The 25,087-nt window shown below is 65.9% G+C and carries 23 protein-coding genes; 9 read left to right on the top strand and 14 right to left on the bottom strand.

Translation table 11 applies throughout. From position 1 onward, the window contains the following. On the bottom strand, positions 1 to 468 hold the full coding sequence (locus ACFSJC_RS00225; protein ID WP_386021492.1) for a MarR family winged helix-turn-helix transcriptional regulator: 468 nt from the start codon (positions 466 to 468) through the stop codon (positions 1 to 3). A gap of 335 nt (positions 469 to 803) precedes the next feature. Here ACFSJC_RS00225 and ACFSJC_RS00220 point away from each other — a divergent pair, with 335 nt between their 5' ends. The 5 genes from ACFSJC_RS00220 to ACFSJC_RS00200 all read left to right on the top strand — a co-directional run bounded on the left by ACFSJC_RS00220 (position 804) and on the right by ACFSJC_RS00200 (position 4,614). Next, positions 804 to 1,793 carry a hypothetical protein gene (locus ACFSJC_RS00220; RefSeq protein ID WP_386021489.1) on the top strand — a complete coding sequence of 330 codons (990 nt, stop codon included), beginning with the start codon at positions 804 to 806 and terminating at the stop codon, positions 1,791 to 1,793. Next, complete coding sequence (locus ACFSJC_RS00215; RefSeq protein ID WP_386021487.1) at positions 1,790 to 2,530, top strand: hypothetical protein; 741 nt, start codon at positions 1,790 to 1,792, stop codon at positions 2,528 to 2,530. Before ACFSJC_RS00220 ends, ACFSJC_RS00215 begins: the two co-directional genes overlap by 4 nt. A gap of 88 nt (positions 2,531 to 2,618) precedes the next feature. Beyond that, complete coding sequence (locus tag ACFSJC_RS00210) at positions 2,619 to 3,191, top strand: ankyrin repeat domain-containing protein (RefSeq protein ID WP_386021485.1); 573 nt, start codon at positions 2,619 to 2,621, stop codon at positions 3,189 to 3,191. Between the two features lie 84 nt (positions 3,192 to 3,275). Then, on the top strand, positions 3,276 to 4,124 hold the full coding sequence (locus ACFSJC_RS00205; RefSeq protein ID WP_386021482.1) for a hypothetical protein: 849 nt from the start codon (positions 3,276 to 3,278) through the stop codon (positions 4,122 to 4,124). A gap of 175 nt (positions 4,125 to 4,299) precedes the next feature. After that, on the top strand, positions 4,300 to 4,614 hold the full coding sequence (locus ACFSJC_RS00200) for a BolA family protein (RefSeq protein ID WP_386021479.1): 315 nt from the start codon (positions 4,300 to 4,302) through the stop codon (positions 4,612 to 4,614). 64 nt (positions 4,615 to 4,678) lie between these two features. Here the strand turns inward: ACFSJC_RS00200 and ACFSJC_RS00195 are convergent, their stop codons facing one another. Then, positions 4,679 to 6,022, bottom strand: coding sequence for an alanine/glycine:cation symporter family protein (locus ACFSJC_RS00195; protein ID WP_386021476.1), 1,344 nt, complete (start codon positions 6,020 to 6,022; stop codon positions 4,679 to 4,681). A gap of 208 nt (positions 6,023 to 6,230) precedes the next feature. Here ACFSJC_RS00195 and ACFSJC_RS00190 point away from each other — a divergent pair, with 208 nt between their 5' ends. Further along, on the top strand, positions 6,231 to 7,202 hold the full coding sequence (locus ACFSJC_RS00190; RefSeq protein WP_386021473.1) for a RibD family protein: 972 nt from the start codon (positions 6,231 to 6,233) through the stop codon (positions 7,200 to 7,202). A gap of 2 nt (positions 7,203 to 7,204) precedes the next feature. Here the strand turns inward: ACFSJC_RS00190 and ACFSJC_RS00185 are convergent, their stop codons facing one another. The 7 genes from ACFSJC_RS00185 to mdoH form a co-directional block, all read right to left on the bottom strand. Then, a complete protein-coding gene (locus ACFSJC_RS00185; protein WP_386021470.1) occupies positions 7,205 to 8,728 on the bottom strand; it encodes an ABC transporter permease/substrate-binding protein in 1,524 nt (507 codons plus the stop codon). After that, complete coding sequence (locus ACFSJC_RS00180; RefSeq protein ID WP_386021467.1) at positions 8,725 to 9,474, bottom strand: ATP-binding cassette domain-containing protein; 750 nt, start codon at positions 9,472 to 9,474, stop codon at positions 8,725 to 8,727. Before ACFSJC_RS00180 ends, ACFSJC_RS00185 begins: the two co-directional genes overlap by 4 nt. Before the next feature lie 24 nt (positions 9,475 to 9,498). Continuing rightward, the gene (locus tag ACFSJC_RS00175) at positions 9,499 to 10,338 is read right to left on the bottom strand and encodes a methyltransferase domain-containing protein (protein WP_386021464.1); all 840 of its coding nucleotides are present in this window, start codon (positions 10,336 to 10,338) and stop codon (positions 9,499 to 9,501) included. Continuing rightward, positions 10,325 to 11,419, bottom strand: coding sequence for a glycosyltransferase family 4 protein (locus tag ACFSJC_RS00170; RefSeq protein WP_386021461.1), 1,095 nt, complete (start codon positions 11,417 to 11,419; stop codon positions 10,325 to 10,327). The genes ACFSJC_RS00175 and ACFSJC_RS00170 overlap by 14 nt, the downstream gene beginning before the upstream one ends. Next, positions 11,416 to 11,826, bottom strand: a complete 411-nt coding sequence (locus ACFSJC_RS00165) for a 6-pyruvoyl trahydropterin synthase family protein (RefSeq protein WP_386021458.1) — start codon at positions 11,824 to 11,826, stop codon at positions 11,416 to 11,418. The genes ACFSJC_RS00170 and ACFSJC_RS00165 overlap by 4 nt, the downstream gene beginning before the upstream one ends. A gap of 120 nt (positions 11,827 to 11,946) precedes the next feature. Then, the gene (locus tag ACFSJC_RS00160; protein ID WP_386021455.1) at positions 11,947 to 12,957 is read right to left on the bottom strand and encodes a zinc-dependent alcohol dehydrogenase; all 1,011 of its coding nucleotides are present in this window, start codon (positions 12,955 to 12,957) and stop codon (positions 11,947 to 11,949) included. 2 nt (positions 12,958 to 12,959) lie between these two features. Continuing rightward, positions 12,960 to 14,897, bottom strand: coding sequence for a glucans biosynthesis glucosyltransferase MdoH (mdoH, locus tag ACFSJC_RS00155; protein WP_386021452.1), 1,938 nt, complete (start codon positions 14,895 to 14,897; stop codon positions 12,960 to 12,962). A gap of 278 nt (positions 14,898 to 15,175) precedes the next feature. Between mdoH and ACFSJC_RS00150 the strand changes: the two genes are divergently transcribed. From ACFSJC_RS00150 to ACFSJC_RS00140, 3 genes are read left to right on the top strand one after another with little or no spacing between them, the layout of a single operon-like run. Then, positions 15,176 to 15,850: a septation protein A gene (locus ACFSJC_RS00150; protein WP_386021450.1), complete on the top strand. Its 675-nt coding sequence runs from the start codon at positions 15,176 to 15,178 to the stop codon at positions 15,848 to 15,850. Position 15,851: 1 nt separating this feature from the next. Further along, on the top strand, positions 15,852 to 16,151 hold the full coding sequence (locus ACFSJC_RS00145) for a YciI family protein (protein WP_386021447.1): 300 nt from the start codon (positions 15,852 to 15,854) through the stop codon (positions 16,149 to 16,151). 58 nt (positions 16,152 to 16,209) lie between these two features. Continuing rightward, positions 16,210 to 17,082 (top strand): peptidylprolyl isomerase, encoded by an 873-nt coding sequence (locus tag ACFSJC_RS00140; protein WP_386021445.1) that lies wholly within the window; start codon positions 16,210 to 16,212, stop codon positions 17,080 to 17,082. A gap of 112 nt (positions 17,083 to 17,194) precedes the next feature. On the opposite strand, the gene ACFSJC_RS00135 is transcribed toward ACFSJC_RS00140, so the two are convergent. The 5 genes from ACFSJC_RS00135 to smc form a co-directional block, all read right to left on the bottom strand. Further along, on the bottom strand, positions 17,195 to 18,004 hold the full coding sequence (locus tag ACFSJC_RS00135) for a carbonic anhydrase (RefSeq protein ID WP_386021442.1): 810 nt from the start codon (positions 18,002 to 18,004) through the stop codon (positions 17,195 to 17,197). Positions 18,005 to 18,008: 4 nt separating this feature from the next. Further along, on the bottom strand, positions 18,009 to 18,281 hold the full coding sequence (locus ACFSJC_RS00130; RefSeq protein WP_386021783.1) for a segregation and condensation protein A: 273 nt from the start codon (positions 18,279 to 18,281) through the stop codon (positions 18,009 to 18,011). Between the two features lie 99 nt (positions 18,282 to 18,380). Then, positions 18,381 to 20,624 (bottom strand): NAD-dependent DNA ligase LigA, encoded by a 2,244-nt coding sequence (ligA, locus tag ACFSJC_RS00125; protein WP_386021439.1) that lies wholly within the window; start codon positions 20,622 to 20,624, stop codon positions 18,381 to 18,383. Next, positions 20,621 to 21,475, bottom strand: a complete 855-nt coding sequence (gene zipA / locus ACFSJC_RS00120; protein ID WP_386021436.1) for a cell division protein ZipA — start codon at positions 21,473 to 21,475, stop codon at positions 20,621 to 20,623. Before zipA ends, ligA begins: the two co-directional genes overlap by 4 nt. A gap of 99 nt (positions 21,476 to 21,574) precedes the next feature. After that, positions 21,575 to 25,084, bottom strand: a complete 3,510-nt coding sequence (smc, locus tag ACFSJC_RS00115; RefSeq protein WP_386021433.1) for a chromosome segregation protein SMC — start codon at positions 25,082 to 25,084, stop codon at positions 21,575 to 21,577. Positions 25,085 to 25,087: the final 3 nt, after the last annotated feature.

Below are 25,087 nucleotides of genomic sequence, written 5' to 3'. Positions count from 1 at the left end.
TCAGCGATCGCTCTTGGAGGCATCCGCTCGTGCCGCCAATCCCGCTTCCAGCGCTCCCAGCACGCGCAAAGCCGCCTCCAGGTCCGCATCGCTGACCGAAGCCAACAGGGCGCCGCGCACCTGACTCAATGCCTCCTCGATGCGCGCTGCCAAAGCGTTCCCGGCCGAGGTCAGATGCAGCGTCTTGGCGCGCCGGTCGCAGGCATCGTCTCGACGCTCCACCAACCCGTGGGCGCAGAGCTGATCGAGCAAACGCACCAGAGACGGCCCCTCGATCCCAATCTCCTCGGCAAGCACGTTCTGGCGCATCCCACCGCCGCAGCGGGCGATGTGCAGCACAGGCAGCGCCTGCGCATCCGAAATCCCGCAGCCGTCGAGCCCTCGATTGGCCTCTTTGCGGTAGACCCGCGATAGCCGCACGACCTGGCTGGTGAACAACCGCTCCTGCTCTTGCCTTGATCCGCTCACAGAGTAATGTTTCGCCAAAATATAGATAGGTTGCTAAATATTAGTTAGCATACTAACAATATGTCAATCGCACCGCTTCATTGAATGCCGAACTTGGCAGGCATTGCGCCCACTCGGCGCCGGTCATCTCAAGCGCCGAACGTCCAAACCAAGCGCCCGCGCAGACACCTGAAGACCGAGCGTCACAGGTGGCGCTTACGCTATCGCGGCTCTGTGCTAGCATCCGCTTCCGATTCGAATTCTTTCGTCCCCGACGCCCGAGCGGCGTCGCCCTATCCGTTTTTCTGTTTGAGGACATTAGGTTGAACCTGCGTCTATTCGCCACAGTCTGTTGCATGGCACTCACCACCGGGCTCTTGCAGGGATGTGCCGGCACCCCGACGGCTGCGGATCAGCCGGCAGATCCAACGCTGGAGGTTGGCAATCTCCCGCAGAAGCTCATGTCCGGCGCGCAGCGCGCCGATCTGAAGTCGCTCGCGATGGGGGCCGCCCGAAGCAAGGGCTGGACCATCATCGAGTCCGACCCGGATCGACTCATCCTGCGCCGCCCTGCGGAAAACCAGAGCCTGCCGTCGAGCACGCCCGTCCCGCCGGGATCGAACCTGGAGATCACCTCCTATTTCATCGAACAACCCGGCGGAGTGAACGTCGCAACCAAGGCCGAGCTGGTCTCGCCGGTCGCCGGAGCGGCCCAACCGCTTCGAACCGACTACACCGACTATTTCCGCGATACCCTGAATCAATCGCTCGATACGCTCGCCGCCAATTGGATGGAAAACCAGAATCGACTCGCCCGCGCCGCGCCGCCGGCCTCGGGCTGGAAGGGCGCCTGGGAAGAAAGCCATCCCAAGGAAAACGCGGAAGGTGGCGCGCAAAACGCACCGCCCTCCCCTGCACCGGCGGCCACGACGGCATCCACGCAAGACAGCAACTCCGCCCCGGCGGCAGCGACGACAGCCGCGACGGTTGCCCTACCGCCTCGCACGCCCCCCGCACCCGAGCCTCGCCGCACACCATCGGGCGCGGCTCCGGTCGTGGACGCGACCGCCGCGATGGCTTCCGGGCGAACCTCGACGCCCCCCAATTACAGCTATCAACCACGCCAGAACGACATGATGACCCTGCCGCCGAGCAGTCGCGCGCCCAGCCGACTGACCATGACCGCCAATGCCGAGCAATTCGCCCGTCAGCATGGCTGTCAAGTCGATGGAGGCTCCCAGCTGATCGAGTCGCGCCAGGACGGCGAGGTCCACAAGGTCTCCTGCGTCGGTAGCGACAGCGTCCTGGTCAAGTGTCAGAACGGCGTCTGCAAGAGCCTGCTATGAGCGGCGCGGCGAAACGGTTGCATCGCCGTTGTCGCCGCCCCCGGATCGCCCGACCGACCCGGCCCCTCATCCTCTGCGCCCTGCTCGGCCTGATGCTCGGTGCCCATGTCGAACGCGCGCCGGCCCAATCCGCTCCGGGCGTCCTGCTCTTCGGCGCCGATCTCGGCGAGGCGCGCAACTTCACTGTGGAGAGCGCGACCAGTCGAGGCTGGAGCGTTCGCGCGGTCGCACCGACCCAGGCCGTCTTCGAGCAGACACTGGTGGGCGAAGAACATCAGGGCGTCCTCACGATCGAGAAGATGCTGCGTATCTTCGCTGCGTTCAGGGAAGAATCGGCCGGAGTGCGGGTGGAGCTGCACGCCCAGGAGATCGACTGGCCCGAGACCGAGGAGGAGCGAATGACGGACGTCACCGACCGCTACCGCGCCAACCTCGGGCACGCGCTCGACTCGCTGCGCGCCAACTGGGATGCTCGCAGAGACGGGACCGGAACGAGACCGGCCGAGCGCGGCGAAACGCCCGGACGGATCACCCCTATCGCGCCGACCTCAGGCGCCTCCGGCACCTGGTCCTACGCCGCCGAGCGCTATGCCATCAGCCGTGGCTGCGAACTCACGGATCGCCCGACCCAACTCCTCGCATCCGGCCCGGACTGGGAACGACACCGCGTCTTTTGCATCGGCGGCACCCAGGTCAGCGTGGACTGCCATTACGGCGACTGCACCAGTAGCCACTGAAACACGCGTCCAGTCCCGGATACGGTTTGCCCCGCGCCCTTGCGCATTCTCATTGGCGGTCTTCGCGACGGGCCTGAGAATGCATCGCATGAACACATCGATCAAATTCCTACTCGCAACCCTCCTCGCCACCAGCCTCTGGGGCTGCGGCTCGGGCGACCAGAGCGACTTCTCACCGCCCGACGAAACGACCCAGGCCATGCTGGATGTCGCCGAGCAAGGCGATCTCAATGCGCTGGATCGCCTGCTGTCGCGCCACCGCAAGCCGGACGTCCGCGACAGCTGCAACTGGACGCCCCTGATGAAGGCGGCCCTCAATGGACACATGGCCGTGGTCGAGCGGCTGATCTCGGTCGGCGCCAAGGTCGACGCCGAGGACAAGGGCGGCTACACCGCCATGATGCTGGCCGCCTCGAACAATCACGCCGAGATCGTCGATCTGCTGCTGAAGCGCGGCGCCATGGTCGACCATCAGGAATCGACCAAGGGCTGGACGGCGCTCATCTGGGCGGCCAAACAGGGCCATGCGCGCACCGTCGCGGTCCTCTTGAACCATCACGCCGACCGCACGCTCAAGGACTTCGACGGCAAAACGGCGGCCGACTGGGCCAGGGAGGAAGGCCACGCCGAGGTGCTCGAACAGCTCGAATCGGCCGGCTGAGGCCGCACCCGACGACGCGCACCGACAGGGAGGGCGGTGCGAAACGAAGCTGCATCCGCGCGCGGCTCCGGCTATTCTTGGCCCATGTCGAACCTACGCGAACGCATGGCCGAACAGGGATTCGAGTCCAACGAGGACTACGAATTCCAGCTTCGCTGCCTCATCGAAAGCCCGACCCGGGGTGTCCGCACGCTCAACATCGAGGGTGACGGAGAACGGCGCAAGACCGCCTTCGCCACGGCGCTGGCCCACGCCATCGGGGTCGCGCACGTTCTCTATCACGACTTCACCGACAAGAAGCCTCCAGTCCCGGCGGTCATCCTCCCTCCGAGCCGCGACGAGATGGGACGGGAGGAGCCGCCGATCGAGCCCCTCGACTCCATCGTCAGCGAGGCATGCGCCCAGAGCGAGGGCGACTCCACGGTTCTGATCCTCGATCAGCTCCAGGCGGCCGATTTCCGCGAACACATCCGCATCCACCGTCTGGCCACCAACGGCTACTGGGAGGTGCGCGACGGTCGCTACGAGGTCAACCCGCACCACCTGCTGCTGTTCCTGATCTCGGAGGAACCGCTCTACCACGCCTTGCAGAAGGCCAGCTTCCGCGTCTGGGTCAACCGGGTCTCAGAGCGGGAGATCGTCTACCGTCCGGAGGCGTTCGGCCTGGACGCAGACGCGCAGCCACTGTTCGATGCGCTCTCCCGGCTGTTTCGCGCACTGGGAACGACCCCGACACGCAGCGAATTCGCGCACATCCTGCGCGACCTGCAACGGCACGCGCGCACCGACGAACACCTGCGTCTCGTCCTCTACGGACGCACCGAAGGCATGGATCGCAGGCTGTTGGCGAGCGAGGCGCTCGTCGAGCCATTGAATTCGGTCATCGAAGCCGCGCGCCAGTTGCTGGTCACGGAGCATATCGAGGCGTCTTGAACCGCCGCTGTTGGGGTTCGCCCCCGCGCCCCCACCTCCCCGTGACGCCCGGTCCAATGAGGGTCGTCACGGTCAATTCGCACACGGAAATCAACTAATATCCTGGATGGAAAACGGCGTTCCCATCGGCCGGACGCCACTATCATGCCGAAAGGCACCCAAAGAGGAGGCAGACATGAGCCGGAAAGCGCGGATCGAGGAGCGATTGCAGAAGACATTCACGCCCATCCATCTGGACATCGTCGACGAGACCTACATGCACGCGGTCCCACCGGATGCCGAGTCCCATTTCAAGCTTCTGGTGGTCAGCGAAAGTTTCGAGGGCATTCCGCTGATCGCGCGCCATCGTCGAGTCAACGACGTGCTGGGCGACGAGTTCGATCTGGGACTGCATGCACTGACCATGCATACCTGGACGCCGAAGGAATGGCACGCCAAGGGCGGCGCTCCCAAATCCCCCCCCTGTCTCGGCGGATCGAAGATCGCCTGAGCCGACGGGGCACATCGAATTGAGGACGCGAAGCCGCCGCGACCCGCGACGGCTTCGCAAACGATCAGACGGGCTTGCGGGCGAAATACTCTCGAGTCAATCGAAACACCACCGGACTCAGCAGCAACAGCGCGACCAGGTTGGGGATGGCCATGAGCGCATTGAGCGTGTCGGCCACCAGCCAGACGAAGTCGAGCTGCGCCATGGCCCCGAGCGGCAACACCACGACCCAAATCACCCGAAACGGCACGATGATGCGCTCACCGAAGAGATATTCGGCGCAGCGTTCGCCGTAAACGCTCCAACCCAGCGTCGTCGTATAGGCGAAGAGCATCAGACCGATCGCAACGATATAGGCACCGAACCCAGGCAACGCCTGCTCGAAGGCGCTGGTCGAGAGCGCCGCGCCGGTCGCACCGGAGTCCCAGACGCCCGAGACCATGATCACCAGACCGGTGATGGTGCAGATGACGAGGGTGTCGATGAAGGTCCCCAACATGGCGACCGTGCCCTGCGCGACCGGATCGCTGGTCTGGGCGGCGGCATGGGCGATCGGAGCGCTTCCCAAGCCCGCCTCGTTGGAGAAGACGCCGCGCGCCACACCGAACTGGATGGCCGCCGCCACGGTCGCGCCAGCGAATCCGCCGCTCGCCGCCGTGGGCGTGAAGGCATGGGTGAAGATGAGATCGAAGGCCGGTCCGATCTGATCGAGATTGGTCGCGAGCACGAACAGTCCGCCCAGCAGATAGATGATCGCCATGAGAGGCACCAGGGCGGCCGAAACCTCGCCGATACGCTTGATGCCACCGATCAGGACCAGACCGGCGAAGACCGCCATCGCGGCGCCACTGACCCAGAAGGGAATCCCAAAGGCATCGGCGGCGGCACGCGCGACCGAATTGGCCTGGACCGTGTTGCCGATCCCGAATCCGGCGAACAGACCGAACAGGGCGAAGGCCGTCGCCATCCACAGCCATTTTTCGCCCAGACCCAGCTTGATGTAATACATGGGACCGCCGAGATGGTTGCCCTTGGCGTCCACCTCGCGATAGTGCACCGCCAGCACCGCCTCGGCGTACTTGGTGGCCATGCCGACGAGCGCGGTGCACCACATCCAGAAGAGCGCGCCCGGACCGCCGAGAAAGATGGCGGTCGCCACGCCGGCGATGTTACCCGTGCCCACCGTCGCGGACAGCGCCGTCATCAGCGCCTGATAGGACGGGATATCGCCATCGCCCTGCTTGACGCGGCCGCGCCATAGCATGCGAAAACCGTAACCGAGCTTGGCCAGCGGCATCAGACGCAGGCCCATCATGAGGAAGAAACCGACACCGAGGATCAGCACCAACATCGGTGGACCCCAGACGATGCCGTTCAAGGTATTTACCCAAGCCGTTATCAATTCCACTTCGATCCTCCAGGATTCAAGACAGCCATAACAGGGCGGATCACTATACAAGGAGCCGCAAGACTGGGGTTACCCCGACATGTCCTCATCCAAGGGGTGGGGATTGAGCCATAGAACGCCGACACCATGTCAGTTGTCATCCGATCTTGGAGCATCGGTTCGATCCGCCGCGACCGATGCTCCCCGGCCTGCCGATGGAGCGATGCGCATGGATCCAAGCCCCGAAGCCGACGCCGAAGAGCGTCTTTGGTCCCTGATCCTCGCCGCCTCGCGTCTGATGCGCTCGGGTGAACTGGCCCCGGGGATCCTGACCGGTTTCGCGCTCTGCGATGGCCCGGATCCCCTGCTCCGGCCCGTGCCCGAGGGACAGGGTGGCGCAACGATCCGCTGGTGCCCCAAAGACGGCTGGCACCTGCCCGAGACACCGACTCAGGAGCCCATGCGCTCGCTCTCCGAACTCTATCTGCCGCTGTGCGCTCCGGTCACCGAGGGATTCACGGTCGTCGCCCACCTGGGACAGAGCATCGACAGCTGTGTGGCGACCGCCAACGGGGACTCCTGCTACGTGACCGGCGACGAGAATCTGCGCCATCTGCATCGGATGCGCGCCCTCTCGGATGCCGTCCTGGTGGGAACCGAGACCGCCGCCTGCGACAATCCCAGGCTCACGACCCGCCTGGTCGCCGGGGACAATGCCGTCCGGGTCGTCCTCGACCGCTGCCGCCGACTGCCCCCCGATCTCGCAATCTTCACCGATGGAAGCGCGGAGACCTGGCTGGTGTGCGACGAGGCCCGGCTGCATGAGCCAGGCCCCGTCCCCGAACGGGGACGCCTGATCGGTGTCCCGACCCGCGCCGGTCGTCTCGACCTGGCGGCAGTGGTCGAGGTGCTCGCCGAGTTCGGCATCCGGACCCTCTTCATCGAGGGCGGCGGCATGATCGTCTCGGCCTTCGTGGCCGAGAATCTGGTGGATCGGCTGCAAGTCGCGATCGCGCCGCTCCTGATCGGCGGCGGACGACTCGGCCTCTCGCCGCCGACGAGCGACCTGCTGCGCAATGCCATCTGCCCCAGCGCTCGCCTCTATCGCATGGGCAAGGACGTCCTCTACGACATGGACATGCGCCGCCCCCGCGACGGACGCGTGGATCGCCCGCCAGCGGGGTTGCAGCGGATCGTCTGAACTCAAGCCGCCCGTTCGCCACCGAGCCCGCGAATGCCGCGCGGCAGTGCAGCGCGCTCGGCCCGCTCGAACAGCCACTGGACCGTCACCGCCAGGACGGCGGCCGGGATCGCGCCCTCCAGGATCAGCCCCATGTCGTCGAGCCGGATGCCGGTGAGGATCGGCTGTCCGTAGCCGCCGGCGCCGATCAGGGCGCCTAGGGTGGCCGCACCGACGTTGATGACGGCCGCCGTCTTGATGCCGGCCAGGATGGTCGGCAACGCCAGGGGCAGCTCGATCAGACGCAGACGCGCGCTGGCGGGCAGTCCCAGCGCCTCGGCGGACTCGATGGTGGCGGCCGGGATGCCACGGATACCCGCGTGGGTGTTGCGCACGATCGGCAGCAGGCTGTAGAGGAAGAGCGCGACCAGAGCCGGGCCCGCGCCGATCCCGAAGAAGGGGATCATGAGGACCAGCAGGGCCAGCGCCGGGATGGTCTGGGCGATGCCGACCCCGGCGAGAACGACCTGCCCCAGTCGCGGCCGGTGCGCGGCGAGCAGCCCGAGAGGAACGGCGGCCAGCACGGCGGCGAAGAGCGAGACGCCGACCAGGGTGAGATGCTCCAGGGTGCGCTGGACCAGGCGCGCCAGGAGACCCTTGGTCTCGGCCGCGTCGAGGATGCCAAGTCGCTCGCGCAGCAGCTCGCCGGCGACCTGCGACTCGGTGCGTCCCTCGATCTGGACGGCGGCGTTCATCGCAATCATGTGCCTCGCATCAATCAGGCCCAGGACGCGTTCGAGTGCCGTCACGGCCTCCGGCGACCGTTGCGCCAGATCGGCCCGGTAGAGCAGCACCGCATCGTAGCGGGTGAACCAGTCTCGATCATCGCGCAACGGTCGCAGATGGTAATAGGCGATCTCGGCGTCCGTGGTGTAGAGATCGGTCAGATCGGCCTCGCCGCTGGCGAGCGCGCGGTAGGCCAGCTCGTGCTCGATACCGCGCACGTCGCGCTGCGGCAGTCCGTAGAAGGATCGGAGCCCCGCCCAGCCGTCGGCGCGGTCCATGAACTCGTTGCCGAAACGGAATCGGAGTTCGGGATGGTCGCGCAGATCCGAGATGCGCTCGATCCCCAGGGCCTCGGCCCGCGCCTCGGGCATGCCGAGCGCATAGTTGTTTTGGAATCCGATCGAGCCGGCGAGACGGATGCCCCGCTCGGCGAGCCGCTCGCTCAGCGTTCGCCCCTGCGCGGCCTTGTCCTCTGCCAAGACCTCATGGAGCAAGGTGCCCGTATAGTCGACATAGGCGTCGATCTCGCCGCTCTCCAGGGCATTGAAGACGATCCGGGTCCCGCCGAGCGCGCGGCGGTGGCGCACCGGGAGCCCGGTCTCGGCGACCAGGCCGCGCAGCACCTCGCCGAGAATGATCCCCTCGGTGAACTTCTTGCTGCCGATGCGGATCTCGCCGTCCGACCGGCCGCAGCCCGCGAGCAGCCCCAGCACCAAGGGGAAGAGCAGCAGCCAACGCGAGCCGGACGGAAGCGTGCTCATGCCTCGGCGCCGAGTGCGGTCAGATGGCTGCGCTGGGCGCGCACGAACCGCTCGACGAAGGGCTCGGCCGGCGCGCGGATCATCTCGTCGAGGCTGCCGCTCTGGACGATCCGTCCCTCGCGCATCAGGACGATGCGCTCACCGAGGAAGGCCGCCTCGGCCAGGTCGTGGGTCACCAGAACGACCGTCTTGTCCAGGGCGGCGAAGATCCGCTTCAGATCCTCCTGAAGCTCGAAGCGGATCATGGGGTCCAGTGCGCCCAGCGGTTCGTCGAGCAGCAGTACCTCCGGGTCCAGCATCAGGGCCCGCATGAGCCCCACACGCTGGTTCTGACCGCCGGACAGCTCGGTCGGATAGCGGTCCAGCGCCGAGCGGGGGAAATGCGTCAGCTCCATGAGTGCGGTCAGACGCGTCTCGATGCGGTCGGCGTCCCATTTCAGGAAGCGGGCCATGAGGGCGACGTTCTCGCGCGCCGTCAGATGCGGAAAGAGACCGCCCTGCTGGATGACGTAGCCCATCCGCTGCCGCTGGGCCCGGATCCGCGTCCGCTCCAGCGTCTCTCCGTCGAAACGGACCTGCCCGGCATCCGGCTCGATCAGACCGATCAGGATCCGCAGCAGGGTCGACTTGCCGCAGCCGGAGGGGCCGATCAGCGCCGTCGTGCGACCGCGTGCGATCCTCAGCCGGATGGCGTCGAGTGCCAGCGAGGGGCCGTAGCGCTTGGTGATCCGGTCGAGCTCGAACATGGATATGGTTGAACCGCAAAGGCGCTAAGGGCGCGAAGGGAATGAGGGTTCCAAGAAGAGATCCTGGTGGCCGACGCGGATCGATAGCGTGCGTGATACCAGGTCTTGCCTCCGCTGGCGATGCCATGCCTCGATGCGGTCGGTCTCGGACGGTGCCTGGCGCGAGACAGCCTCGGCCCAGCCCTCGATCAGTTGGGTCATGAGGTCACGGTCGTCTCCGTCCAGCAGCCAGTCCGATCTGGATTGGTGGACCTTGAAGCCTTGTGCCTCGGCGAGCGCTTGCAGCCTCTGGGCCGCCGTGGGTCCGAGCGCCGGGCCCAGTCCCTTGTCGCGGCGCTGATCGCGATCGAAGCGGTCGAGGATCCAGCCATCCGAGGGATTCTCGGGGTGGATCTCGACACGGCCATCATAGGTCATGGCGACGAGCAGCGCGGCACCACTGCGGTGACAGGCGGCAACCAAATCTGCGAGCCAATCCTCGGACACCAGGTCCAGTAGTGCGCTTGCTGTCACCAGGGTACGCGAGTCGATGTCCGCGAGCAGCCCCTGCGTCTGGAGTCTATCGACGCGGGTGCTCAAACCGGCGAGCTGCGGTGAACTCGGGAGGGTCGCAGTCAGACGGTCGATCAGCTCGGGATCCTGGTCCACGCAAACCCAGTGCTGCCGGACCGACAGCCTCGGGCACAGATAGCGCAGGTTGGAGCCGGAACCGCAGCCGAGATCGATGATCCGTAGCAGATCATGATCGACCGCCCAGCGACGGACCTGGGACAGCACCAAAGGGGATCTGGACCTGTGATCCGCCGGCTCCCGCAGGCTGAGCCAGTCCGCCGAGAAGCGTTCTTTGGTGTCAACTTTGGACATGGATGCTCGCTGGGTCGAGTGGTGCCGGCAGTGTCCCCACATCATCCAGCACAGCGGAGAACGCCCTCACCGCCTGGCTCCAAGACGGTAACGTCAGAGCGGCACGCCAGGCCGTTTCTGCAAGACGCGCGCGTTTTTCGGGGTCGGAGAGGAGACTCCGCAATGCCTGACGCAGTGCTGCGACATCGTCCACCGGAACCAGGATACCGGCCCCGTCCGGCAGGGTCTCCGCAGCGGCACCCCCAGAGGTCAGTACCATCGGCAACCCATAGGCTACGGCCTCGGTAACGACCATGCCATAGCCCTCGAAGCGGGTCGCGAGCACCGCCAGGTCGGCGCTCTGGTAACGCTGCTCAAGAACCTGCGGGGGCAATGCCCCGGTGAACTGGACCCGGTCAGCCAGACCCAGACGCTCGCACTGATCGAGAATGCGACCGGACCAGACTGGGTCCCTGTCCAGGTCGCCAATGCAGTCGAGTCGCCACGGCAGGTCGCGGAGCCCGGCCAGGGCGGCGAGCAGGACGTCGTGCCCCTTGCGCTCGGTCAGGGTCGCCACGCAGATGAGCGACAGCGAATCCCCACTGCTGCCCTGGGCCCTGGGGCTCGGATTCACGCCGGGCTCGACCACACGCAGGCGCTCGGCTGGCACCCCGTAGCGGATCAGTCTGCCGGCGGTGAAGCGGCTGGTGACGATGGTCCCGCGCACGGCAGCCCGTGCTCGGGTCTCGCTGTCTTCGAGCTCGGCCCGCTGTGCCGGTGCAAGCCCGGTCTCATCGGCCAATGGATGATGCACCAGAGCGACGATCCGAAGCCTCCGGCATGCATCGCGAACCAGGGATGGCATGGCGCCGAGCGCCAGACCGTCGATCAGCACCAGCGCCTCGTCCGGGATCTCGGCCAATGTCTGGCGGGCATGATCCAGGGCGGTCTGCGAGGGGTTCGGAAAGCTTTCGTCGAGCCGCCGGTGCTCGATGCGCCAGCCGGCGTCGGCGAGACCGGCGGCGATCCGGCGATCGTAGACGTAGCCGCCGGTCGGCGTGTCCGGGTCACCGGGGATCAGGAACCAGAGCCTTCGGCTCATACCGCCTCTGGGAGTGGACCCTCGAAGAAGGCCCAGGCGCGATGTGACTCGGCCAGCTCGACACGCATGCCGGGCAGGGCCATGGCGGCGGTCCCGAGCTCGCCCTCGGCGATGCGTCGGGCCATGGCATCGAAGATGTGGCGGGCGAGGAACTCGGTGGTGGTGTTCTGCCCGGTCAGCTCCGGGAGCTCGTCCAGGTTCCGGTAGTCGAGCGCGTCCAGCACCTGGCGCAGCGCCTGGCCGGCGAGCCCGATGTCGACGACCAGATTGTCAGCGTCCAGGGCCTCGCGCCGGAACTCAACGTCGACCACATAGGTCGCGCCGTGGAGCCGCTGGGCCGGACCGAAGACCTCGCCCTGGAAGCTGTGGGCGATCATGATGTGATCGCGAACGCGAATACCGTACATAGAGGCCCTCGAAGGTCAGTGGTCATGGATGCCCTTCCGGGCCGAGTGACGGCTGCCGGGGGACGCGGTGAATACATCCCTGTACGCTTGACGACAGCATCCCTGCTGTCGACACCCCCGTCAGCCGTCACCCGTCCCTCTGTTGTCTCTCGGATAGCGGATACGGTGCATGAGGACGCCGGGCGGATTTTGGGCCAATCGAGCCTGGACCTCCGGAAGCTCGGAGAATGGGCTCTCCCCGCTGATCAGGCAGTCCAGGACGGGGTCCCGCAGCAGCCGGAGCGCCAGACGCATGCGGCGACGATGATCCCAGCGCGCCCGCTGGGCGTCCGAGACGCTGCCCACCTGGGACGAGATCAGACGCAGCCGGCGCTGGTGGAAAGCTTTACCGAGGGCGAGCGGAACGGTCCGGGTGCCGAACCAGCTGAGCTCGATCACCCGCGCCTCGAACCCGGCGAGTTCGAGCGCCGTGCTCAGGCCGGCCGGTGCGCCGCTCGCGTGGACGACCCGATCGGCGTCTGGGCTGGCCTCGCCGGGTTGACGAAAGACGATCCCCAGCGCGGCGGCGACCGGGGCGCGCTGCGGATCGATGTCGATCAGCTCGACCTCGCAGCCAGGGATCCGCGATGCCAGCCAGGCGCAGAGACAGCCGAGCACCCCGGCCCCGACGACCGCGATTCGGTCCCCGACCCTGGGGGTCGCATCCCAGAGACCGTTGACCGCCGTCTCCATGTTCGCGGCCAGGATCGCACGCTCTGGGGGCAGTCCCTCCGGCAGGGGATGGACCCACTCGGTGGGCACCTGATAGAGGGTCTGGTGCGGATGGAGACAGAAAACCGGCGCGCCCATCAGCGCATCTGGCCCAGCCTCGATGATGCCGACGTTGCAGTAGCCGTATTTCACCGGACCGGGGAAATCGCCGGCCTGGAAGGGCGCGCGCATCCGCTCGTACTCGCTCTCCGGGACCTCTCCGCGATAGACCAGGGATTCCGTGCCCCGGCTGATCCCGCTGTAGAGCGTCCGCACCCGGACCTGGCCCTCGTCCAGGTGCGGCAGCGTCTCGTCGCGCAGCTCGCCCTGGCCGGGCGAACGGATCCAGAAGGCGCGCGTCGATCCGCCCTCCCCCGGCATGTTCAGGAAGACCGCTCGGCCGAGGTGGCGGCCGCCACATCAAGGGATGGTTCAGGCGGTTGAATCGGATGTGTCGATCCTCCAGCGAGCCGAACCGCCTCCAGATCCAGCGAGGCCAGGAATGGGCTCGGACCCAACTCCTCCGGGATGGCCCAGAGACGCGCCCGGGTGACCCCGTATCCCAGGCGGGGATCCGCGCTCCACACCGCGATCGGCACCGCGAGCAGTGCGCCGACGAAGAAGGGCGACAGAAGCGCCATGGTCACGCCGCTGTGCAGCGTCAATGCTAGAGTCGCGGCGCACCCGAGCAGGGTCTGGGGCCAAAGCCGGTGCCAGGCCAGTGCGACCGGCACCGCATGGGCCGCCCGTCGCTGCGGCCCCCAGACCAGCTTCTTGCCGAACGCCAGTCCGGCCATGAAGACGCTGTGAGCGATCGCCAGCACCGGTGCCAGGAGGGTGCTGAAGAGGGCCTCACCCAGGGCGCCGAGGAGCACCCGCGGCGCCCCGCCGAACGACCTGCGGCGCTCGGCATCGGCCAGCACGTCGATCACCGAGGCAAGCTTGGGGGCGAAGACCATCGTCAGAATGGTGAACAGCAGCGGCACGTCATAGGCGGGGTCGAACAGTGGTGTTCCGGTATCGAGGAAGGCCCGGGAGGCGGCAATGGCCATCAGCAGCACCCAGAAGGGCGAGCCGACGAACATGAGGATCGCCAGGACCAGTTGAATCCGACTCAATGGATGCAGCCCTGGGGTGCCGAGCAGCTTGAGATACTGCAGGTTGCCTTGGCACCAGCGCAGGTCGCGACGGATGTATTCGAGCAGGGTCGTGGGATTCTCCTCGTAGCTGCCGGTCTCCTCGGGCAGCACCCGAACCTCGTAGCCGGCGCGGCGCATCAGCACGGCCTCGACCTGATCGTGGCTCAGGACCCAGCCGGACAGCGGTCCGCGACCGGGCAGGAGCGGAAGCCCGCAGTGCTCGACGAAGGGACGGACCCGCAGCAGGGCATTGTGCCCCCAGTAGGGTCCGCAATCGCCCTGCCACCAGGCGCTGCCCAATGTGTAGGAACGCATGCCGAAACGCATGCCGAACTGGAAGACGCGAGCGAAGGCGCTGCTCGAGGGCAGACCGACCACCAGGGTCTGGAGGATGCCCAGACGCGGATTGGCCCCCATGATGCGCACCATCCGCAGCAGGGTCTCCGTATCCATGAGACTGTCCGCGTCCAGCACCAGGGCCAGGTCGTAATCCTCGCCGCGCCGGGCCATGAACTCGGCGATGTTGCCCGCCTTGAAGCCTGGGTTGTCGAGCCGGCGGCGATACTCGACCGAAAGCGTCTCCCCCCAGCGCGCACGGAAGGCGGCCATGCCCCGATCCTCGGCCGCGATGCATTCCTCCCAGGTCGAGTCGCTCAGCAGATGTACGTCGAAGCGGTCCACGACGCCGCGCTCGACCAGACCGGCGACCATGCGGTCGAGATTGCGGAAGACCGTCGCCGCATCCTCGTTGCGGATGCAGCTCAGAATGGCGACGCGCTGGTCCAGCGGGGCGTTCGCTCCTAGATCGAGCGGAAAGACCCGGGCCAGGGGATCCTGATACAGCCGCATCAGCGCCAATCCGATGACGGCATTCCAGAAGCCGATCAGGGTCCAGGGAAGCGTGAAGCCGAAGCAGATGAGCAGCACCCAATCCCAGGCATCGAGACCGCCCGGGCTCAGGGTTCGGGCCATCGATAGCATCAGAAGGGACATGGTCGCCAGCACCGCAGCGACGAACAGCCAACGGCGGCGACGCACATTCGGGGCGTCATCGCCGCATGGCGGGGACGGATTCCGGGACGCTGGAATCGATGGGTCTTGGGATGCAGAACTCACGGCAGTGTCTTCGGCGGCATCGGCGTCGGTAGCATCGAAACTGATGCTCCCCGAGTCCGAATACAAGCTGCGACAGAGTGCGGAGACTCGATGGCCCCGCTGCAACCCCAAACATCCGTGGCTGCCGGGACGCGCTGGCGACGTTGCCGCGCAACGGTTTTGGGCGGCGGATGCCTGCCCCCAGCCTGGACCTGAGCCTTTAGCATGGCCGACGACATAGAGCGCAGCTCGCGACTGGGGAAACTCTCTCTCCGCTCGCCTGTCTTCCCGAATCAGCGCATCCTTTACCTCACCACCCGCGCATCTTAAGCTCGCCAACCCTATTTCGAGGATCCGGCGCCCCTATGAAACTCCTGCTCGATTTCTTCCCCATTCTGCTCTTCTTCATCGCCTATAAGCTGGCGGGCATCTACGTAGCCACCGGGGTCGCGATCAGCGCCTCCGCCGTTCAGGTCGGCTGGTCCTGGTGGCGGCATCGACGAGTCGAGAAGATGCATCTGGCGACGCTGGGTCTCCTGGTCGTCTTCGGCGGACTCACCATCGCGCTCCGGGATCCCATTTTCGTGATGTGGAAGCCGACCCTGGTCAACTGGTTGTTCGCGGCCACCTTCCTGGGAAGTCAATTCGTCGGCGAACGCCCCCTGATCCAGCGCATGATGGGGCATGCCGTCGACATCCCGGCGCCCATCTGGACGCGTCTGAATCTGCTCTGGACCCTGTTCTTCGTCTTCCTCGGCGCCGCCAACCTCTTCGTGGTCTACATCGGCAGCGGATTCTTCGATGCCCAGCAGGCGCTGATCGGCGCCAGCGGTCAGGACAGCGTCGATCTCACCGCATGTGCGGCCAGCTATAGCGGCCACCTGCTCGACCTCTGCAACGACGCTCAGGCGCGCGAGGAGACCTGGGTGAACTTCAAACTCTTCGGTATGATGGGATTGACGATCCTCTTCGTGATCGCCCAGGCGTTCTACCTGACCCGCCATGTGAAAGAAGAACCCCAAACACTGGAGACCGATTGACGTGCTTTACGCCATCATCGCTGTCGACAATCCGGACAGCCTGGACGCCCGCAAGGCGGCACGCCCAGCCCATCTCGAACGCCTACAGACATTGCAAAACGAAGGCAGACTGGTTCTGGCCGGGCCGCACCCGGCCATCGATAGCTCGGACCCTGGCGAGGCTGGATTCACGGGCTCGCTCGTCGTTGCGGAATTTTCCGATCTCGGCGTGGCCGAATCCTGGGCCGCCGCCGATCCCTATGTCGAGGCCGGCGTCTACCGGACGGTCTCGGTCAAGCCCTTCCGGCAAGTCTTTCCTTGATGCACCGGCCTTGCGCCGGAGCATCCGTCTTCCCATCTTCGATAAGGATGATCCCTTTATGAAATCTGCTCGTATTTCACTGGTGGCATTCGCATTGCTCGCCTCCGGAGCCTGCTACGCCGACGACGCCAAGGACACCGATTCCCCGGATACCCTGATCGCGACCGTCAACGGCACGCCCTACACGCTCGACGTCTTCCGCCTCTTCTACATGGAGCGTCTGCAGGGTAGCCGAGGCGAAAACTCGCCCGCCTTGCAGCAGCAGGTCTTCGACGAATTCATGGGACTGATCGTCGCCTCCCAGGAGGGCGAGAAGCTCAAGCTCGAAGACGACCGCAACGTGGTCGCCGCACTCAAGCTCGAGCGCATGAAGGTCATGTCCAACGCCGCATTGTCGAAGATGGCCGAGGAGCTGGAGCCCACCGAGGAGCAGCTGAAGGCCGCCTACGATCAGGTCAAGGAGCAGGCCGCCCGCACCGAGTACAAGGCGCGCCACATTCTGGTCAAGGACGAGGACGAAGCCAAGAAGATCATCAAACAGCTCGACAAGGGCGGCGATTTCGAGGAGCTGGCGAAGAAGAATTCGCTCGGCCCCACCGCCAAGAACGGCGGCGAACTGGGTTGGTTCGATCCGAGCCAGATGGTCGCGCCCTTCGCCGAGGCAATCGCCGCGATGAAGCCGGGCAGCTACTCGAAGGAGCCGGTGCACACCCAGTTCGGCTGGCACGTCATCAACCTGCAGGAGACCCGCAAGGCCGAGCCTCCGACCTTCGAGGAGGCCAAGCCGCGTCTGATCGCCGCAGTCAAGCGCCAGATGATCGCCGAAAAGCTCACCAAGATGCGTGACAGCGCCATGGTTGAGCTCAACGAGGACGTCGTGAAGCTCAAGCCGAATCCAGAGGCGGCCGAGGGAGAGTCGAAGGACAAGTAAGCCGCGACTCAGCGCGGAGGCCGTTGCCAACGGCCTCTCGCCGCGACTGGGGGCGGATTGCCGCCCCACCTCGATCCCGACCTCTCGACCAGCCACCTCCAGAACACCGCCGTCAGTGCGCCAGCAAGAAGACCTCTCGGTCGTTGAGCGGCTGAACCGGCCTCGCATTGCCCCCGACCAACTCGGCCAATCTCCGCAACTGATCCTTGGTGACGTCCAGCGGTTCGTAGAGAACGAACCAGATAACCGGCTCCTCGCAGGGCGGCGTCGAGGCGGACCCCGTATAGTGGAAATAGCCGCGCCTGCTGGGCAGTAGGAACAGCGGATTGATTCCGACCTGGCGATAGTTGACCCGCTCGCCCGGCTGACTGGGCAGATGATCCAGCACGCGCGTCAGGATCCGATTCTCGCGCCCGCTCGAACGCAGCGGAACGGCCACCACCACCATCGCCCCCTGCCGATTGCGATGCACGAGCTGAATCTCGGCCTCGGGCCGCATTCCCTTGAATCGATGCTCGCCCGGCACATGGAAGGTGAACGCTTCCAGATCGTAGACATCGCCCCGCACCAGCAAGGCGCTCCCTGGCGGCGAAATCACATGAATCCCGTTGCCGCTGTTGTAGGCTTCGAGCGGTTGCGAATGGTATTGGAAGACCAGAGGAACATAGGGCACGCGACGAGCGCGCTCGATATCGATCGGAGACTGGAGACGCCCGTTCCGACAGGTTGCAAAGGAGGCGTCCAGATCGCCCCAGCGCTCCGGCCCCCGGGATCCGGAATAAGCCCAGTCAGAAGGAGGGGACGCCGGAGCCTTCGCACCACTCGCCTCACCCACCCCGATCGCTGCGGCCAGGGTCGTCAGGGCGAGCAGGAAACGCGCGCCAGGCCGCGCAGCGCGCGTGTGCAGATCGATGCAGGGCATCGCATCAATCCCCGCGCCGCTTGAGCTCGGCAATGGGCACCAGATGCACATCCTTCGCCTCGTCGGCGAAATAGGGACGCTCACCGCCACGGCCCTGAGCATCGGCCAGTTCCTTCTCGCGCATGGCGATCATGCCGAGACAGTCGCGGACCTGCTGAATCGTCCCGTCCGACAGCGGGTGGCGCATCCCGGGCGGCGGCGTCACGTCCCTGACGATGGCCGACAGGGTCTTGCGCATGGCGATCAGGATCTCTTGCTCTTTGGTCAGCTCGCTCATCATGGGTCCTCTCGGAGTGCTGGCGGCAGAACCGCCGATGGCCTGAACGCAAAGACGCGCGGTGCGTCTGGAGTCGTGAAGCAGCCTTCCCGGATCGGATCAGTCGATGAGCGCGGCGAGCCCGGCCTCGTCCAGCACCTCGACCCCCAGTGCGCGGGCCTTGTCCAACTTGGACCCTGCCTCCTCGCCCGCAAGCAGGTAGTCGGTCTGTTTCGAGACGCTGCCCGTCACCTTGGCGCCGAGCGTCTGCAGCTGCGCCTTGATCTCGTCACGTGGACGACTCAGGGTTCCGGTGATGACGATGGTCTTTCCGGCCAGGGGCTGGGCGATCGGCTCGGAGGATGGCTCGCTGGTCGAGGGCCAGTGGATTCCGGCCTCAAGCAGATGCTCGATCGCCTCCCGATTGTGGCCCTGGGCGAAGAACCCGGCAATATGGGCCGCAACCACCGGCCCCACGCCGTCCACCAGACGACGGCTGTTGAGATAGAGATCCTCGGGCTCGGCCGCGCGCAACCCGGCCAGATCGCCGAAGCGTTCGGCCAGCGCCTCCGCCCGCCCGCGCGTCAGACCGCGAACGCCGAGCCCGGCGAGCCAGTCGGCCAGATCGCCCGAGGCTTCGAGATCCGGATGCTCGGCCAGATAGGCATGGAGCGCCTTGGCCGTCTCGGGACCGACACCTTTGACGCCACGGATCTGGACGAAATCCTCCACGCGCGCCTGCATCAGTGACTCGATGCCGTCGAAACGCCCGGCCAGCGCCTGGGCCGTCGAAACGCCGACCTCGCGGATACCGAGCGCATGGATGAAGCGGGCGAAGCTGGTCTCCTTGCTGTGCTCGAGCGCGGCCAGCAGGTTCGCGGCCGATTTCTCGCCCATGCGTTCCAGATGCACCAGGCGATCCTGGGTCAGATGATAGAGATCCGCTGGCTCGCGAATCCAATCGAGATCGACCAGTTGTTCGATCAGCTTGTCGCCCAGCCCCTCGATATCCATGGCGCGACGGGAGGCGAAATGCTTCAGCGATTCCTTGCGCTGCGCCTGACAGAAGAGACCGCCCGTGCAGCGCGCGACGGCCTCGCCCTCGGGACGGATCACGTCCGATCCGCAGACGGGACACTGGCTCGGCAGCTCGACCTCGCGGACATCCGCTGGACGTCGCTCGACGACGACCCGCACCACCTCGGGGATCACGTCCCCGGCGCGCCGCACGATGACGGTATCGCCGATCCGCACGTCCTTGCGTGCCACCTCGTCCATGTTGTGCAGGGTTGCGTTCGAGACCGTCACCCCGCCAACCTGAACCGGGCGCAGTCGCGCGACCGGGGTCACGGCGCCGGTCCGCCCGACCTGGAATTCAACGGACTCGACCCGGGTCATCTCTTCCTGGGCCGGAAACTTGCGGGCAATGGCCCAGCGGGGATGGTGATTGGTGGCACCGAGCCGGATCTGATCGGCCAAGGAATCCAGCTTGAAGACGACCCCGTCGATATCGAAATCGAGCCGATCGCGACGACGGCTCAGATCCTCGAAATAGTCCCGGCAGCCATCCAGTCCGGAGACCAGACGCAACTCGCGCGAAATGGGAATTCCCCAGCCGGCCAGACGCCCGAGCATCTCGGACTGACGCGCGTCGGCTGGTACCGAGAGCTCGCCCCATCCGTAACAGCAGAAGGTCAACGGACGCTTGGCGGCCACGCGCGGATCGAGCTGGCGCAGGCTGCCGGCGGCGGCGTTGCGGGGGTTGGCGAAGGGGCGCTCGCCGCGCTCCAGGATCTCCGCGTTCAGACGCGCGAAGCCGGCGCGGGTCATGTAGACCTCGCCGCGCACCTCGAGGATCTCGGGACGATCCTCGCCGATCAGCGACAGCGGAATGCTGGGGATGGTTCGAGCCGTATGGGTGACGTCCTCCCCCCGGGTCCCGTCACCCCGCGTCGCGGCCAGAACCAGGACGCCCCGCTCGTAACGCAGACTGATGGCGAGACCATCGAGCTTCGGCTCGGCGACATAGAGAGGCGCGTCGCCACCGCTCAACCCACTCAGGACACGGCGATGGAAATCCGCCAGCTCCTCGTCGCTCATGGCGTTGTCGAGCGAGATCATGGGGATCGCGTGACGGACCTCGCGGAACTCCGGGCGCGGCGCCGCTCCGACCCTTTGGGTCGGCGAATCGGGCGTCACCAAATCCGGATGCTCGGACTCCAGCCCCTTGAGTTCGCGGACCAGCCGGTCGTACTCGGCGTCCGGAACCTCCGGGTCGTCGAGCACGTAATAGCGATGATTGTGATAGAGGATTCGCGCGCGCAGCGATTCGGCGCGCAAACGCTCCTCCCTAGACGCGGTCACCGTAACGCGACCTTCGACCAGCGCACCTCATTGGCGAGCACCGCCTGGCGCATCTCTTCTTCCTTGCTGACCGTCAGCGGACGCCGGCTGTTGTCGAGCACGTCGCCATTGAGCGCGAGGGCCAGCTTGCGTGCGGTGGCGATCATTTCGTCGAGAATGGTCATATCCTCCGGATTCCCTTCGAGCTGGGCGAAGAGCATCAGCCCAGGCGTCGAGAATGACTCCATCTCATCGAAGGGGAAGGTGCCCGGTTTCACCATGTTGGCCATGCTGAAATAGATACGGGTCTGATCGTCAAACTCGTCGAGACAATGGAAGATGTCCATGTCGCCGGGATAGAGACCGCAACGCTCGGCCACTTCAAGCATTTCCGTTCCCTTGAAAGGATAACGTCGCGCGCTGACGCTCAATTGAATCAGCAGAGGCTCCAGCGCCTCGCCCTCGTCCGCCGACTCCTCGACCGGTTCCGAATCGGAGTCCGGCGGAGACGCGACCTGTCGGGCCGGCCCGTCGCGGTCAGAGTCATCGCGCTCAGGCTCATCGCGGTCTTCCTCGAACATGGTCGACCCCGGATCCTTGGCGGAACGCGGCGTCAGATAGGACCAATCGCTGTCCTGCGAGTCGTCATCCTCGTCGTCGTAGACACCGATCTTGGGATCCCGCTTAACGGCCTTGCCCGAACGCACACCATATGGCGCATCCCCGGCGGCGCTGGCCGCAACCTCCATCTCGTCTTCGTATTCGTCGCCTTCCTGCTCCCGCTTCTCACGATGACGCTCCCACAGATAGAGCAGCAGGATCAGTACGGCTCCGACGACGATTAGGATCAAACGAATAGTACTGGCGTCCATTCTAATTCTGATTGCTAGATGGGTTTAGAAAGGGTCGGGCGAGTATATCAACGCTCGCCATGGCTGTATTGCCCCGAGACGGGACTCGGCGCAGTCACCTCAGGACGCCGCCGCCAGACGAACCGCCTCATCCACGTCGACCGCCACCAGCCGCGACACACCCGGCTCGTGCATCGTCACGCCGATCAGATGATCGGCAATCTCCATGGTCACCTTGTTGTGACTGATGAAGATGAACTGAACACGATTCGACATGGAGCGCACCATGTCGCAGAAACGACCGACGTTGGCATCATCCAGAGGCGCGTCGACCTCGTCCAGCATGCAGAAGGGCGCCGGATTGAGTTCGAAGATGGCAAACACCAACGCGACCGCCGTCAGTGCCTTCTCGCCGCCGGACAACAGATGGATGCTCGAATTGCGTTTGCCGGGCGGACGCGCCATGACCGTCACGCCGGTCTCCAGCAGATCCTCGCCGGTGAGTTCCATATAGGCATGACCGCCGCCGAAGAGACGCGGGAAGAGCTGCTGGAAACCCTGATTGACCTGGTCATAGGTCTCCTTGAACCGATTGCGGGTCTCGCGATCGATCTTGCGGATGGCCTGTTCCAGGGTCTCCAGTGAGCGCGCGATGTCCTCATGCTGCGCGTCCAGATAGACCTTGCGCTGCGACTGCTCCTTGAACTCGTCGATCGCCGCCAGGTTGATCGCGCCCAGACGCTGAATGCGCGCCCCGACCCGGCTCAGCTCTTCCTGCCAACTCGGCTCGGTCGCGCTCGGATCGAGCGACTCCAGCACGGCTGCGGGGACCGTGCCCGACTCGGCCAGCTGTTCCTCAAGAGTCCGCCGGCGCACCAAACGCTCCTGGCGCTCCAGCCGCAGGTCGTCCAATCCGCTCCGGTCCGATTGCACCTGCTGCTCGGTACGCTGACGCTCCTGCTCCAGACCGCGCACCTCGGCATCCAACGCCTCGCGACGGTTGCGCGCCTCGCTCAAGGACGCCTCGACCTCGACACGGAGCGCGAGCTGTTCGTCGAGACGCTCGCGTTGCTCCGCCAACGGCTCCACGCCCTCCTCCAGCGCCATCACCAAGGTTTCGCGCCGCTCATGGAGCTGGATCTGCTGCTCACGGGCGCGCTCCAGGCTCTCGCTGGTCGCCAAACGGGCCGCGCGGTTGGACTCCACCTTGACCAGAAGTCCCTGAGCGCGTTCGCGACAGGCGCGCTCGCGCTCGCGCGCCTCGCCGACACCCAGACGCAACCGCTCGCGCTCGGCCGACATGGACTCGCGCCGCTCGGCCAGGGCATCGACCTCGGCGAGCAGATCGTGCAGACGCTCGCGCGCCTCCTCCATCTCGGCGATCGACTCCGCCTCCTGCGAGCGCAGTTCCTCGCGCTCCAGTTCGAGCGCGCGCTGACGCTCAAGCAGATGCTCGCGCCGGGTCTGAATGTTGCTGATCTCGGAGCGGACGACCGAGCGCTCGCGCTCGCCCGCCGTCAGATCGCGCCCAACAGCGTCGAGGACCTGCTCCAGCTCCAAGCGTGCGGTACGCAGTCGCTGCTCCTCGTCCAAGAGCGCGGCCTCGCGTTCCCGCAGGGACTCGATTTCGACACGCAGCGCCTTGATGGCCTCGGCGCGCTCCAGCACGCCTCCAGTCGGCGCCGACGCCGGTGTCGCCAGCCAGTTCACGCCGACCTGAACGCCCTCACGCGTAATCCAGCGCTCTCCGGGACCCAGCGCCGAGCGGCCAGCCAGGGCCTCGGCCAGCGACTCGGCAACGCGCGCACCTTGCAGCAGATCGGCGAGCGGCCAGGCGGAGCCCGTCCGCGCGGCCAAGGCATCGGAGTCGCCGATATCGCCCGCGCCGGATCCCGCGACACCCGTATCGAACAGCATCAGGCCCGGAACCAAAGCGTCCGGGGATTCGATATGGGACTCGAGACCCGTGGTACCGACCGCGCGCAGCGCGTCGCCGAGCAGCGTCTCGACCGCATGCTCCCAGCCTGGCTCGACCTCCAGCTGATCGACCAGACGCGGCGCATCGGCCAGCCCCCGACGCTCCAGCCAGGCGGCGCAATCGCCCTCGGGGTCGGCGAGCGCCGCATCCTGAAGCGCCGACTGGGAGGCGAGCCGCCCCTTGGATTCCTGAAGCTCGGTGCGCAGTCCGGCAAGCTCGTCGGTCAGACCGCGCAGACGTTCGTCGAGTCCGGCAAGTTCGGCGCCATAACGCTGTCGATCGTCCGACAGGGACTCGATCCGTTCGGTCAGCCCGGACTCGCGTTCGGCCAGATCCTCGATACGCTCGGTCAAGGGCGCGACATCGAGACGCGCAAGCTCCTCCTCGACACGGCGCACACGCTCATAATCGCGCCCGATGGATTGTTCCAGAGCGTTGATCCGCGCCCGTTCAACCTGGGCCTGCTCGGCGGGCTTGGCGGCGGCCTGATTGAATCCGTCCCACTCGGCCTCCCAGACCTTGAGCCGGTCCTCCAGCGTCATGAGTTCGCCGGCAGCCTCGCCCAGCTCGGACTGGGCCGTCTCCAGCTCCGGCGCGTGTTGAGCCAGTTCCGCATCGATCTCGGACAAACGACGCTGATCGCGCTCCAAATGCCGATCGGCCTCGTAGAGCTCCTGCTCCAAGCGGACCAGCTCCGCCTCGCGACGGCCGCGTTCCTCGTTGGCGAACTGGATCGCCTGCTCGGCGCGGGCGATCTCGGTCCCAACCGCATAGAAACGCGCCTGGATCTCGTTGAACACCTCGGACGCCGTGGTGTGATCGGCGCGCCGCGCCTCGATATCGGCTTCAAGGCGGCGCTGGTGGGCCAATCCAGCCTCGGTCGCCACCTCGGCCTCGCCGAGACGGCGATCCATGCTCTGGATCTCGCCATCCAGGATGCGCCAGCGCAACGCCTTGAGCTCCTGCTCCAGACGCCGCTCGTCCGCCTTGAGCTGGGTGTATTTCTCGGCGGTCGCCGCCTGACGCTCCAGGTGCTGGAGCTGCTTGCCGACCTCCTCGCGCAGATCGTTCAGACGATCGAGGTTCTCGCGCGTATGGCGCATCCGGGTCTCGGTCTCGCGGCGGCGCTCCTTGTATTTGGAGATACCGGCCGCCTCCTCCAGGAAGAGACGCAGATCCTCGGGGCGGGCCTCGATGATGCGGGAGATCATCCCCTGCTCGATGATGGCATAGGAGCGCGGCCCCAGACCGGTGCCGAGGAAGAGATCCTGGATGTCGCGCCGACGGCAGCGCGCGCCATTGAGGAAATAGGACGATTGGCCGTCGCGCGTCACCTGGCGCTTGACCGAGATCTGGTTGAAGGCCGCGTACTCGCCCCCGGCGGAGCCATCGCTGTTGTCGAAGACCATCTCGATGCTGGCGACACCGACCGGCTTGCGCCCGGTGCTGCCGTTGAAGATGACGTCGGCCATGGACTCGCCGCGCAGCATCTTGGCCGAGCTCTCGCCCATAACCCAGCGCACGGCGTCGATGACGTTCGATTTGCCGCAGCCATTGGGGCCGACCACCCCGATCAGGTTGCTCGGAAATGACACGGAGGTCGGATCCACGAAGGATTTGAACCCGGCCAGCTTGATCTTTTCAAGCCTCATGAG

The organism is Thiorhodococcus fuscus (assembly GCF_042682685.1).
Classification (GTDB): domain Bacteria; phylum Pseudomonadota; class Gammaproteobacteria; order Chromatiales; family Chromatiaceae; genus Imhoffiella; species Imhoffiella fuscus.
This window is presented reverse-complemented; position numbering and strand designations above follow the sequence as displayed.

Excerpts from the sequence above, each read along its gene's own strand:
- ACFSJC_RS00220 (WP_386021489.1), top strand. The coding sequence starts at position 804 with ATGGCACTCACCACCGGGCTCTTGCAGGGATGTGCCGGCACCCCGACG.
- ACFSJC_RS00215 (WP_386021487.1), top strand. The coding sequence starts at position 1,790 with ATGAGCGGCGCGGCGAAACGGTTGCATCGCCGTTGTCGCCGCCCCCGG.
- ACFSJC_RS00210 (WP_386021485.1), top strand. The coding sequence starts at position 2,619 with ATGAACACATCGATCAAATTCCTACTCGCAACCCTCCTCGCCACCAGC.
- ACFSJC_RS00205 (WP_386021482.1), top strand. The coding sequence starts at position 3,276 with ATGTCGAACCTACGCGAACGCATGGCCGAACAGGGATTCGAGTCCAAC.
- ACFSJC_RS00200 (WP_386021479.1), top strand. The coding sequence starts at position 4,300 with ATGAGCCGGAAAGCGCGGATCGAGGAGCGATTGCAGAAGACATTCACG.
- ACFSJC_RS00190 (WP_386021473.1), top strand. The coding sequence starts at position 6,231 with ATGGATCCAAGCCCCGAAGCCGACGCCGAAGAGCGTCTTTGGTCCCTG.
- ACFSJC_RS00185 (WP_386021470.1), bottom strand. The coding sequence starts at position 8,728 with ATGAGCACGCTTCCGTCCGGCTCGCGTTGGCTGCTGCTCTTCCCCTTG.
- ACFSJC_RS00180 (WP_386021467.1), bottom strand. The coding sequence starts at position 9,474 with ATGTTCGAGCTCGACCGGATCACCAAGCGCTACGGCCCCTCGCTGGCA.
- ACFSJC_RS00175 (WP_386021464.1), bottom strand. The coding sequence starts at position 10,338 with ATGTCCAAAGTTGACACCAAAGAACGCTTCTCGGCGGACTGGCTCAGC.
- ACFSJC_RS00170 (WP_386021461.1), bottom strand. The coding sequence starts at position 11,419 with ATGAGCCGAAGGCTCTGGTTCCTGATCCCCGGTGACCCGGACACGCCG.
- ACFSJC_RS00165 (WP_386021458.1), bottom strand. The coding sequence starts at position 11,826 with ATGTACGGTATTCGCGTTCGCGATCACATCATGATCGCCCACAGCTTC.
- ACFSJC_RS00160 (WP_386021455.1), bottom strand. The coding sequence starts at position 12,957 with ATGCCGGGGGAGGGCGGATCGACGCGCGCCTTCTGGATCCGTTCGCCC.
- ACFSJC_RS00150 (WP_386021450.1), top strand. The coding sequence starts at position 15,176 with ATGAAACTCCTGCTCGATTTCTTCCCCATTCTGCTCTTCTTCATCGCC.
- ACFSJC_RS00140 (WP_386021445.1), top strand. The coding sequence starts at position 16,210 with ATGAAATCTGCTCGTATTTCACTGGTGGCATTCGCATTGCTCGCCTCC.
- ACFSJC_RS00135 (WP_386021442.1), bottom strand. The coding sequence starts at position 18,004 with ATGCCCTGCATCGATCTGCACACGCGCGCTGCGCGGCCTGGCGCGCGT.
- ACFSJC_RS00130 (WP_386021783.1), bottom strand. The coding sequence starts at position 18,281 with ATGAGCGAGCTGACCAAAGAGCAAGAGATCCTGATCGCCATGCGCAAG.
- zipA (WP_386021436.1), bottom strand. The coding sequence starts at position 21,475 with ATGGACGCCAGTACTATTCGTTTGATCCTAATCGTCGTCGGAGCCGTA.
- smc (WP_386021433.1), bottom strand. The coding sequence starts at position 25,084 with ATGAGGCTTGAAAAGATCAAGCTGGCCGGGTTCAAATCCTTCGTGGAT.